Origin of the sequence: Indioceanicola profundi, assembly GCF_003568845.1 — a bacterium.
In the GTDB taxonomy this organism is placed as follows: domain Bacteria; phylum Pseudomonadota; class Alphaproteobacteria; order Azospirillales; family Azospirillaceae; genus Indioceanicola; species Indioceanicola profundi.
Window position 1 is genome coordinate 1,455,823 of record NZ_CP030126.1, and the last position, 11,829, is coordinate 1,467,651.

General features: G+C 65.2%; 10 protein-coding genes. All 10 read right to left on the reverse strand.

The features are described 5' to 3' along the window. Positions 1–8: 8 nt before the first annotated feature. The gene (locus tag DOL89_RS06930) at positions 9–791 is read right to left on the reverse strand and encodes a biotin--[acetyl-CoA-carboxylase] ligase (protein ID WP_119678476.1); all 783 of its coding nucleotides are present in this window, start codon (positions 789–791) and stop codon (positions 9–11) included. 4 nt (positions 792–795) lie between these two features. Next, positions 796–2,241 (reverse strand): NADH-quinone oxidoreductase subunit NuoN, encoded by a 1,446-nt coding sequence (gene nuoN / locus DOL89_RS06935; protein WP_119680301.1) that lies wholly within the window; start codon positions 2,239–2,241, stop codon positions 796–798. A gap of 15 nt (positions 2,242–2,256) precedes the next feature. Beyond that, positions 2,257–3,813 carry an NADH-quinone oxidoreductase subunit M gene (locus tag DOL89_RS06940; RefSeq protein ID WP_119678477.1) on the reverse strand — a complete coding sequence of 519 codons (1,557 nt, stop codon included), beginning with the start codon at positions 3,811–3,813 and terminating at the stop codon, positions 2,257–2,259. Between the two features lie 19 nt (positions 3,814–3,832). Then, complete coding sequence (nuoL, locus tag DOL89_RS06945; protein WP_119680302.1) at positions 3,833–5,764, reverse strand: NADH-quinone oxidoreductase subunit L; 1,932 nt, start codon at positions 5,762–5,764, stop codon at positions 3,833–3,835. 19 nt (positions 5,765–5,783) lie between these two features. Continuing rightward, the gene (nuoK, locus tag DOL89_RS06950; RefSeq protein ID WP_119678478.1) at positions 5,784–6,092 is read right to left on the reverse strand and encodes an NADH-quinone oxidoreductase subunit NuoK; all 309 of its coding nucleotides are present in this window, start codon (positions 6,090–6,092) and stop codon (positions 5,784–5,786) included. Position 6,093: 1 nt separating this feature from the next. Beyond that, complete coding sequence (locus DOL89_RS06955) at positions 6,094–6,702, reverse strand: NADH-quinone oxidoreductase subunit J (protein WP_119678479.1); 609 nt, start codon at positions 6,700–6,702, stop codon at positions 6,094–6,096. A 123-nt stretch (positions 6,703–6,825) separates the two neighbouring features. Further along, positions 6,826–7,314, reverse strand: a complete 489-nt coding sequence (nuoI, locus tag DOL89_RS06960; protein WP_119678480.1) for an NADH-quinone oxidoreductase subunit NuoI — start codon at positions 7,312–7,314, stop codon at positions 6,826–6,828. Between the two features lie 102 nt (positions 7,315–7,416). Continuing rightward, on the reverse strand, positions 7,417–8,418 hold the full coding sequence (nuoH, locus tag DOL89_RS06965; RefSeq protein ID WP_119678481.1) for an NADH-quinone oxidoreductase subunit NuoH: 1,002 nt from the start codon (positions 8,416–8,418) through the stop codon (positions 7,417–7,419). 6 nt (positions 8,419–8,424) lie between these two features. Beyond that, on the reverse strand, positions 8,425–10,491 hold the full coding sequence (gene nuoG, locus DOL89_RS06970) for an NADH-quinone oxidoreductase subunit NuoG (protein WP_119678482.1): 2,067 nt from the start codon (positions 10,489–10,491) through the stop codon (positions 8,425–8,427). Positions 10,492–10,507: 16 nt separating this feature from the next. Beyond that, entirely contained in the window at positions 10,508–11,812 is a 1,305-nt protein-coding gene (gene nuoF / locus DOL89_RS06975) for an NADH-quinone oxidoreductase subunit NuoF (protein ID WP_119678483.1), read from the reverse strand. Positions 11,813–11,829: the final 17 nt, after the last annotated feature.

Consider the following 11,829-nt stretch of genomic DNA (forward strand, 5'->3'; position numbering starts at 1 on the left):
GTCTCTTCCTAGCCGAAGAACACATCGCCGGCGGTGACCCGGCGGATGCCGTTCCCCGTATCGGCCACCAGGGCGCCGTCGCTGTCCAGATCGACAAAGCGTGCCGAGAAACTCTCCCCGGCGAGCCGCACCGTCACCGGTCCGCCCAGCCCATGCGCCGCATTCAGCCACGCCGCCCGGACCGGGGCGAAGCCCTGGGTGCTCCAGCGCAGGTACCAGGCCTCGAAGCTCTGCGCGAAGCGTTCGAGCACGGCTTCCACTGTCACCTGCGGGGAGCCCGACGCGGAGATGGAGGTCGCGCGGTACTCGGTATCGGGCGGGTAGTGCCGCACATTCACGCCCATCCCCAGCACCAGCCAGTCCACCGCGCCAGTCCTGCCCGGTTCGGACTCGAGCAGGATGCCGGCGGTCTTGGCTCCGTCGATCAGCACGTCGTTCGGCCATTTCAGCCGAGGGGCGCCGGGGATAAGGGCGGCGATGGCCTCGCCGAGCGCCACGGCGGTCACGAAAGAAACCTGGGCTGCCTGCGCCGGCGGGACCGGCGGGCGGAGCACCAGGGTCATGTAGAGATTGCCGTCCGGCGAGGACCAGGCGCGCCCGCGCCGGCCCCTGCCCGCATCCTGCCGACGGGCCCAGACCAACGTCCCCTCCGGCGCGCCGTTCTGGGCCAGGGCGCGAGCTTCGTCGTTCGTGCTTCCGCAGCTTTCCAGGGCTACGAGGCGGTAGAAGGCGGGCAGGTCCGGGACCCGCCTGCCGACGGGCTCCGCCTCTGCCACACCTGTCCCGCCCATGGGCCTACATCCGGAAGAGGCTGGCCGCTGCCGCGGCCGCACTGTTCAGGATCGGATTGGCGAAGACATAGAACAGCGGGAAGATGAACAGAGCAGTAGCGCCGATCACCACGGCCACGGCCGAACCCGGCTTCTCCAGCGGCTCAACCACATCGTCGAAGTACATCAGCTTCACGATGCGGATGTAGTAGTAGCAGCTCGCCACGCTGGTCACGACGCCGATGATGGCCAGGGCGAAGAGCCCGGCATTCACGGCCGCCATGAAGACGTAGAACTTGCCGAAGAACCCGGCCAGCGGCGGAACGCCTGCCATGGAGAACATGAACACCGCCATCGCCAGCGCCATGGCGGGATGGTTTCGGGACAGCCCCTTGAGGTCGTCCATGCTCTCCACCATGCGGCCGTTCTGGCGCATGGACAGGATGATGCCGAAGGCGCCGACATTCATGGCGAGATAGATCGCCATGTAGATCAGCACGCCGCGGACACCGTCCTCGGTACCGGCGGCCAGACCCACCAGCGCATAGCCGATATTGCCGATGGAGCTGTAGGCCATCAGCCGCTTGATGTTGGTCTGCTGGATCGCGGCCAGCGCGCCCAGGATCATGCTGGCGACGGAGCAGAACCAGATCACCTGCTGCCACTGCGGCAGCAGATCGCCGAACGGATCGACCAGCACGCGGATGAACAGCGTGATGGCCGCCACCTTGGGCGCAACCGCGAAGAAGGCGGTCACGCTGGTCGGCGCACCCTCGTACACGTCCGGCGTCCACATGTGGAACGGAACGGCGGAGATCTTGAAAGCCAGGCCGGCCGCCACGAAGACGATGCCGATGATCACGCCCAGGCTCGGCGTCTCGCCCGCCCGGAATACCGTCGCCAAGGTGTCGAAATTGGTGGAACCGGCAAAGCCGTACACCAGCGAGGAACCGTAGAGCAGGAGGCCCGAGCTGAGCGCCCCCAGCACGAAGTACTTCAGCCCCGCCTCGCTGCTTTTCGCGAAATCGCGCCGGAAGGCGGCGATGACGTAGAGCGACAGACTCTGCAGCTCCAGCCCGACATAGAGGGAGATCAGGTCGTTGGCCGAGACCATCGCCATCATGCCGACGGTGGCGAGCAGCATCAGCACCGGATACTCGAAACGGGAAATCTGCTCCTGCTCCAGGTACCGCATGGACAGGATGACCGACAGCGCCGTGGCGGTCAGGATCAGGACCTTGGAGAACACGGCGAAGCTGTCATTGACGAACAGGCCGCTGAATGTGACCTCGCGGCCCGTGGGACCGGTGACCAGCAGCACGCCGGTGACAAGAAGGGCGCCGATGCTGAGCCAGGAGACGACGCGCGTGCCCCCTTCGCCGCGGAAGACGCCCGCCAGCAGCGCCGCCATCGCGGCGCATGCCAGGAAGATCTCGGGCAGCGCCGGAGTCAGGTTGGGGACTGGAAGCATGACCGTTTCCATGGCTCAATTCTCGTTCGCGTTGCCGGCGTCCGCGGGCGCGACCGCGACTTGCGGATCAGCCTGGATCAGGCCGGCCGCGCGCAGGGACTCCTGGTGGTCGGCGATGATCCCCGCCACCGTGGCGTCATAGACGTTTTTGAAAGAGGCCGGATAGATGCCCATGATCAGGACGATGGCGACCAGCGGGGCGAACATCGTTACCTCGCGCCAGTTCAGGTCCGTCATCGCCTTCACATCCGGCTTGTCCAGCTTGCCGAAGAACAGCTTGCGGTACAGCAGCAGCATGTAGGCCGCCCCCAGGACCAGACCGGTGGCCGCGAAGAACGCCACCCAGGTGTTGACCTGGAACGCGCCCATCATGGTCAGGAACTCGCCCACGAAGCCGCTGGTGCCCGGCAGGCCGACGGAGGCGAACATGAACACGGCGAACACCACCGCATAACGCGGCATGTTGATCGCCATGCCGCCATAGCGCGCGATCTCACGGGTGTGCAGCCGGTCATAGGCCACGCCGATGCAGAGGAAGAGCGCAGCCGACACGAAGGTGTGGCTGAGCATCTGGAACAGCGCGCCGTCCAGCCCCTGCTGGTTCATGGTGAAGATGCCCATGCTGACATAGCCCATGTGGGCCACGGAGCTGTAGGCGATCATCTTCTTCATATCGCTCTGCGCCAGCGCCACCAGGGAGGTGTAGATGATCGCCACCACCGACAGGACGAAGACGAAGTCGGCAAAGATGAAGGTGGCTTCCGGCAGCATCTGCACATTGGCGCGGATCAGGCCGTAACCGCCCATCTTCAGCATGACGCCGGCCAGCATGACGGAACCGGCGGTCGGCGCCTCCACGTGGGCGAAGGGCAGCCAGGTGTGCAGCGGCCAGATCGGGGTCTTCACCGCGAAGGCGATGAAGAACGCCACCCAGAGCCAGACCTGCATGTCGCGGGCGAACTCATGCTCGATCATCACCCGCATGTCCATGCTGCCGGTGGCCAGGTACATGGTCAGGATGGCCAGCAGCATCAGCACGGAGCCGATGAAGGTGTAGAGGAAGAACTTGTAGGCCGCATAGACCCGGTTCGGGCCGCCCCAGACACCGATCAGCAGGAACATCGGCAACAGGACGCCCTCGAAGAACAGGTAGAACAGCACGAAATCCAGCGCCGTGAACATGCCGACCATCATGGTCTCGAGCACGAGCAAGGCGATCATGAACTCCTTCACCCGCTTCTGCACCGACTCCCAGGCGGAGAGGACGCAGATCGGCGTCAGGAAGGTGGAGGCCAGGACGAACCAGACAGAAACCCCGTCCACCCCCTTCAGGTAGGAGATGTTGTAGCTGGGAATCCAGGCATACTCCTCCACCAGCTGGAAGCCGGGGTTGGCCGGGTCGAAGTTGAAGAGGATGAACAGAGAGATCACGAAGGTGATCAGCGACGTCCACAGCGCCACGGCGCGCGCATTGCGCGCGACCATGTCGGGCTCGCCCCGGATCACCAGGATGAACAGCGCGCCGACGATCGGAAGAAACGTCGTCAGTGTCAGGATCGGCCAGTCAGCCATCTTTAGACTACTCCCTCACTCAGCGCGCGAAATAGAACCAGCCGACCAGCAGAACCACGCCGATCACCATCACGAAGGCATAGTGGTACACATAGCCCGTCTGCAGGCGGCTCGTGACCACGGACAGGCCGCGGGTCAATCGGGCGGCCCCGTCAGGTCCGAAGGCGTCGATCACCGCCTCGTCGCCGCCCTTCCACAGCCCGTAGCCGAGCTTGCCGGCGGGGCGGACGAACAGGGCGTTGTACAGCTCGTCGAAATAGTACTTCCGGAAGACCAGCCGGTAGAAGCCGCCGATCGCGGCGGTGACCCGGCCCGGCAGATCCGGCTTGAACATGTAGAAGACATAGGCCAGGGCGATGCCCAGGATGCCGGCCAGCAGCGGCGCCACCGGGACCCATCCAGGCACATGGTGCGCCTCTTCGATGATCGTCCCGTGCTCGCCGGCCAGCATGAAGATGCTGCCGCCCCAGAACTCCGCCATGTCGTGCCCGACGAACCAGTCGTAGGCGACGTAGCCGGAGAAGAGCGCGCCGATGGCCAGCACGAACAGCGGGACCAGCATCACCAGCGGGCTCTCATGCACATGGGCCATCACCCGCTCATTGGCGCGAGGCTGTCCGTGGAAGGTCAGCAGCAGGAGACGCCAGGAGTAGAAGGCCGTCAGAAGCGCCGCCAGCAGGCCGATCCAGAAGGCGAAGGTGCCGTACCAGCTATGGTCCGCATAGGCGACCTCCAGGATCATGTCCTTGGAGTAGTAGCCGGCAAACGGGATGATGCCCGCCAGAGCCAGATTGCCGATCCACATCAGCCCGTAGGTGACCGGGATCAGCCGCCAGATGCCGCCCATGTTGCGCATGTCCTGCTCATCGGACATGGCGTGGATCACGGAGCCGGCGCCGAGGAACAGCAGCGCCTTGAAGAAGGCGTGCGTCATCAGGTGGAACACGGCCGCCGGATAGGCGCCGACGCCGATGGCGAAGAACATGTAGCCGAGCTGGCTCATGGTCGAATAGGCGATGACCCGCTTGATGTCGAACTGGGTCATGCCGATGGTCGCCGCGGCGATGGCGGTCAGCGCGCCCATCACGGTCACGAAGGCCAGCGCGTCCGGCGCATACTCGAACACCGGGCTCATCCGCGACAGCATGAACACACCAGCCGTCACCATGGTGGCCGCGTGGATCAGCGCCGACACCGGGGTCGGGCCTTCCATCGCGTCCGGCAGCCAGGTGTGCAGGCCGAGCTGGGCCGACTTGCCCATGGCGCCGATGAACAGGAGGATGCAGGCCGTGGTGAGCGCATGCACCTCGAACCCAAGGAAGGTGAAGCTCAGATCCGCCAGTTCCGGCACGCGGGCGAAGATCTCGTCGAACTGGATCGTCCCGAAGATCACGAAGATCGCCATGATGCCGAGGGCGAAGCCGAAATCGCCGACGCGGTTCACCAGGAAGGCCTTCATGGAGGCGTCGTTGGCGCTCTTCTTCTCGTACCAGAAATTGATCAGCAGGTAGGAGGCGAGACCGACGCCCTCCCAGCCGAAGAACATCTGCAGCAGATTGTCGGCCGTCACCAGCATGAGCATCATGAAGGTGAAGAGCGACAGGTAGGCCATGAAGCGCGACTTGGACGGGTCGTGGCTCATGTACCCGACCGAGTAGATGTGCACCATGGAGGAGACGCCGTTCACCACCACCAGCATGATGGCGGTCAGCGTGTCCATGCGCAACGCCCAGGACACGTCGAACGTGCCGCTGTCGATCCAGGTGAAGAGCGGAACGGTGCCGCCGGCCTCTCCGAAGCCGATCTCGGTGAACAGGATCACGGAGAACACAGCCGAGATGACCAGCAGCGTGCAGGTGACGATCTGGGAGCCTCGGTCGCCGATCAGCCGGCCGAAAAAGCCGGCGATGAAGGCGCCGAGCAGCGGCAGGAAGACCGCAGCGATTGCCATCGTTTCCATCGGACCCGCCTCAGCCCTTCATCATGTTGATGTCTTCGACCGCGATGGAGCCGCGGTTGCGGAAGTAGACCACCAGGATCGCCAGCCCGATCGCGGCCTCAGCGGCCGCGACGGTCAGGATGAACATCGCGAAAATCTGTCCGGTCAGGTCGCCCAGGAAGGCGGAGAAGGCCACCAGGTTGATGTTGACGGCCAGCAGGATCAGCTCGACCGACATCAGGATGATGATGACGTTCCTGCGGTTCAGGAAGATGCCGAACACGCCCAGCGTGAACAGCAGGGCCGAGACGACCAGATAATGGGAAAGCCCGATATCCATCTTACACCCCTCCCCGCGTCGGAACCTTGCGCACGGCCAGCGCCTCTTCACGGGTGCGCGCCACCTGCTGCGTGATCGTCTGGCGGCGGACGCCGGTGCGCGCCCGGAGCGTCAGCACGATGGCCCCGATCATCGCCACCAGCAGGATCAGGCCCGAGGCCTGGAAGGCATAGACATAGCGGGTGTAGAGCACCGCCCCGATCGCTTCGGTGTTGGTCATGACCACGCCATCGGTCACGGCGGCCTGCACGATCGCTTCCGGCGCCACGTACCAGGCGCCCGCCACGAAGATCAGTTCAGCCGCCAGGACGAGGCCGACCAGGATGCCGATCGGCAGGTTCTGGAGAAACCCTTGCCTCAGCTCCTGGAAGTTGATGTCCAGCATCATCACCACGAAGAGGAACAGCACCGCCACGGCGCCGACGTAAACGATGACGAGGATGAAGGCCACGAACTCGGCGCCGATCAGCACGAAGAGACCGGCCGCATTGAAGAAGGCCAGAATCAGGTACAGCACCGAATGGACGGGGTTCTTCGCGGAAATCACCATCACGGCGGATGCCAGCAGGATGGCGGCGAACGCGTAGAACGCGATTGCGGTCAAAGCCATGGTTTACGCCGCCTCCGGCGCGGATCGTGTTCTTGAGCTGGGCACGGAGGGAACTCCGTCTCGGGAAGGGCTGACGCCCGGGGGATTACCCCGGGCGCCGTGGTATTGTGCAGCGCCGCCTTTTTAGCGGTACGGGGCGTCCGCTGCAATGTTGGAGGCGATCTGCGCCTCCCAGCGGTCGCCGTTCGCCAGGAGCTTCTCCTTGTTATAGAAAAGCTCCTCGCGGGTTTCGGTGGCGAACTCGAAGTTCGGACCTTCGACGATGGCGTCCACCGGGCAGGCCTCCTGGCAGAGACCGCAGTAGATGCACTTCGTCATGTCGATGTCGTAGCGGGTGGTTCGCCGCGAGCCGTCCTCGCGCGGTTCCGCTTCGATGGTGATGGCCAGCGCCGGGCAGACCGCTTCGCACAGCTTGCAGGCGATGCAGCGCTCTTCCCCGTTGGGGTAGCGTCGCAGCACGTGCTCCCCGCGGAAGCGCGGGCTGATCGGTCCCTTCTCGAAGGGATAGTTCAGCGTGACCTTGGGCCTGAAGAAGTAGCGCAGCGTCAGGGACAGACCCTGGACCAGCTCCCACAGGAACAGGCCGCGCGCGGTGCGATCGAGCAGGGCCATGCTATTGCCTCCATTTCTCGCGCGGGACCCTGGGCCCCTGCGCGTTCCGGCCGGTGGCGCGCCCTCCGCGCCACCGGCCGGCATCCGAAAAAACAGTCGTTCTTACGTCGGCAGCCAGTCGAAGGCCACCAGCACGCCCGCCGTCAGAACCACCCAGAGCAGGGAGAACGGCAGGAACACCTTCCAGCCCAGACGCATGAGCTGGTCGTACCGGTAGCGCGGCAGCGTGGCGCGCACCCATACGAACACGAACAGGCAGAACACGATCTTCAGGATGAACCACAGCGGCCCAGGGATGAACGACAAGAAGTCGAACGGGGGCAGCCATCCGCCAAGGAACAGAACGGTCGTGATCGCGCTGATCACGATCATGTTGATGTACTCGCCCAGGAAGAACAGGGCGAAGGCCATCGACGAGTATTCCGTGTGGAAGCCGCCGACCAGTTCCGACTCGCCTTCCGGCAGGTCGAAGGGCGCGCGGTTCGTCTCGGCCAGGGCCGAGATGAAGAAGATGATGAACATCGGGAAGAGCGGGATGAAGAACCAGAGGTCCTCCTGCGCCATCACGATGGCCGAGAGATTGAGCGAACCGACGCAGAGCAGCACGGTGATGATGACGAGGCCGATGGAGACCTCGTAGCTCACCATCTGCGCGGCCGAGCGCAGCGCGCCCAGGAAGGCGTATTTGGAGTTGGACGCCCAGCCCGCCATGATGACGCCGTAGACGCCCATGGAGCTGATGGCGAACAGGTAGAGGATGCCGACATTGATGTCGGCCAGCACCAGCCCGGCCCCGAACGGGATCACCGCCCAGGCCACCAGAGCCAGCAGGAAGGTCAGCATCGGCGCGCCCAGGAAGACGATCCGGTTGGCGCCGGCCGGGACGATGGTTTCCTTCTGGAGCAGCTTGATGCCGTCCGCGAAGGGCTGCAGCAGACCGAAGGGGCCGACGAGCTGCGGACCCTGGCGGAGCTGCATGGCGCCCATGACCTTGCGCTCGAACCAGGTCAGCATCGCCATGCCGACAATCACCGGAACGACGATCGCGACGATCGACACGATGATTCGGATGACCAGGGGGATGTCGTTCCAGAGCTCAACCATCGTCGCTTACTCCGCCGCGATGGCCGGCGCGGCCGGCTTCACGAACGCCTCGGTGCACTTCGCCATCGTCGGGGAGACGCGGCTGATCGGGTCGGTCATGTAATAGTTTTCGATCGCCGGCGCAAACGCTGCGGGCTCAACGTTCACCGTCGCGGAAAGCGGGGTCCAGCCGGCCTGCACCACGCTGTCCACGGCCGCAAAGACCGGGCTGATCTTCGCCAGCCGCTGGCGGAGCTGGGACAGCGTGTCGTAGGGCAGCACATGCCCCAGTTCGGCCGACAGGGCGCGGACGATCTTCCAATCCTCGCGCGCCTCGCCCAACGGGAACGTCGCGAGTCGCGCGTGCTGAGCGCGGCCCTCGGTGTTCACGTAGGTGGCATTCTTCTCGGTATAGGCCGCGCCCGGCAGGATCACGTCGGCGCGGTGCGCGCCGCGGTCGCCATGGTGGCCCTGGTAGATCACGAACGCGTTGCCCAGCTTCTCGGCCGGGATCTCGTCGGCGGCAAGCAGGTAGACCACCTCGATCTCACCGGACCGGCAGCCGGCCAGGATGCCTTCCAGGTCGAGCCCGCCCTGCCCCGGCACGAAGCCGACTTCCAGCGCGCCGACGCGACCGGCGGCGGTGTGCAGCAGATTGAAGCCGTTCCAGTCCTCGCGGACCACGTTGCAGCTCTCGGCCAGCTTCGCCACGGCGGCCTGGACCGCCATGCCGTCCGGCCGCTTCAGCGCGCCCATGCCGAGGATGATGACCGGGTTCTTCGCCGCCTTCAGCTCATCGCAGAAGGCGTGCGTTCCGGCCGCCAGTTCCGCCAGCACCGAACCGGTTGCGCCGAGCTGGGTGACCGGGTAGGTGAGGTCGAAGGCCGGGCCGACATTGGCCACGGTCTTGATCTTGCCGGCCAGATAGGCCTTGCGGATGCGGGCATTGACAAGCGGCGCTTCCCAGCGGGGATTGCTGCCGATCAGCAGCACCAGATCGGCCTGGTCCAGCCCGGCGATGGTGGTGTTGAAGATGTAGCCGCTGCGGTTGGTCACGTCGAACCTGGCGCCGTCCTGCCGGCATTCCAGGTTCGCGCTGCCCAGAGCGGTCATCAGCTCCTTCAACGCCAGGGTCGACTCGACGTCGACCGTGTCGCCTGCCAGCGCCGCGATCCGGTTGCCGGAAACTCCGGCCAGCCGCGCCTTGATGGTCGCGAAGGCATCGCCCCAGCTCACCGGCTTCAGCTTACCGTCCTCGCCCCGTACATAGGGGCGGTCCAGCCGCTGGCGCTTGAGGCCGTCGTGGGAATAGCGGGTCTTGTCGGCGATCCATTCCTCGTTCACCGCCTCGTTCAGGCGGGGAAGGACGCGCATCACCTCGGGGCCGCGGGTGTCGACGCGGATGTTGGAGCCGACCGCGTCCATGACGTCGATGGTTTCGGTCTTCCGCAGCTCCCAAGGGCGGGCGGTGAAGGCGTAGGGCTTGCTGGTCAGCGCGCCAACCGGGCAGACATCGACCAGATTGCCCGACATCTCCGAATCGATGCCCTGCTCAAGGTAGCTGGTGATCTCCATGTGCTCGCCGCGATAAACGGCCCCCAGCGCATTCACGCCGGCGATCTCATCCATGAAGCGGATGCAGCGGGTGCAATGGATGCAGCGGGTCATGATCGTTTTGATCAGGGGACCCATGTTCTTGTCCCGCACGGCCCGCTTGTTCTCGGAGAAGCGGCCGCGGTCGAAGCCATAGGCGACGGCCTGGTCCTGCAGATCGCACTCGCCGCCCTGGTCGCAGATCGGGCAGTCCAGCGGGTGGTTGATCAGCAGGAACTCCATCACGCCCTTGCGGGCCTTGTGGACCAGCTCCGTGTCGGTCTTCACCACCATGCCCTCGCCGCACGGCATGGCGCAGCTCGCCACCGGCTTCGGGCTGCGCTCCACCTCGACGAGGCACATGCGGCAGTTGGCGGGAACGGACAGGCGCTCATGGTAGCAGAAGCGCGGAACCTCGATGCCGAGCTGCTCGCAGGCCTGCAGCACGGAAGTGCCGGGCGCAACTTCGATCTCGGTACCGTTGATGGTCAACTTTGGCATTTCGGTCCTCCCGCCCTTACTCGGCGGCCATCGGCACGCCGCCGCGGTCGGCGCGGCTGCGGTAATCCATGATTCGGCGCTCCATCTCCGGCCGGAAATGGCGGATCAGACCCTGGATCGGCCAAGCGGCCGCGTCGCCCAGGGCGCAGATCGTGTGGCCTTCGATCTCCTTGGTGACGTCCAGCAGCATGTCGATCTCCTCGACGCGCGCCTGGCCCTTCACCATCCGCTGCATGACCCTGTACATCCAGCCGGTGCCCTCACGGCACGGGGTGCACTGGCCGCAGCTCTCATGCATGTAGAACTTCGACAGCCGGGCGATGGCCTTCACGATGTCCGTGGAGCGGTCCATCACGATGACGGCCGCGGTGCCGAGACCAGACCGCACCTCGCGCAGCGAGTCGAAGTCCATCAGCACCGTGTCGCAGGTCTCCTTCGGCAGCACCGGCACGGAGGAGCCGCCGGGGATCACCGCCAGGAGGTTGTCCCAGCCGCCGCGCACACCGCCGCAATGCTTGTCGATGAGCTCGCGCAGCGGGATGCCCATCTCCTCTTCCACGGTGCAGGGCTGGTTGACATGGCCCGACACGCTGAACAGCTTGGTGCCGCTGTTCTTGGGCCGGCCCAGATTGGCGAACCAGGAGGCGCCGCGGCGCAGGATGGTCGGGACCACCGCGATGGATTCGACATTGTTCACGGTGGTCGGACGGCTGTAGAGGCCGGCCATGGCCGGGAATGGCGGCTTGTTGCGCGGCTGGCCCTTCTTGCCTTCAAGGCTTTCGATCAGCGCCGTTTCCTCACCGCAGATATAGGCGCCGGCGCCGCGGTGCAGGTAGATGTCGTAATCGTAGCCGGAGCCGCAGGCGTTCTTGCCGATCAGGCCGGCCTCATAGGCCTCGTCGATGGCGCGCTGAACATTGGCGCCCTCGTCGTAGAACTCGCCGCGGATGTAGATGTAGCAGGCCGTGGCGCCGATGGCGAAGCCGGCGATCAGGCAGCCCTCGATCAGCTTGTGCGGATCGTGGCGCATGATTTCCCGGTCCTTGCAGGTCCCGGGCTCGCCCTCGTCGGCGTTGATGACCAGATAGACCGGACCGCCATCCGTCTTCTTCGGCATGAAGGACCACTTCATGCCGGTGGAGAAGCCGGCGCCGCCGCGGCCGCGCAGGCCGGATTCCTTCACCAGCTCGATGATCTTGTCGCGGCCGAGGTCCAGCAGCTCCTTGGTGCCGTCCCAGTCGCCGCGCACGCGGGCGCCATCCAGGAACGGGCTTTCGAAGCCGTAGAGATTGGTGAAGATGCGGTCTTCATCGCGCAGCATGGCGCTACTCCCTTCCC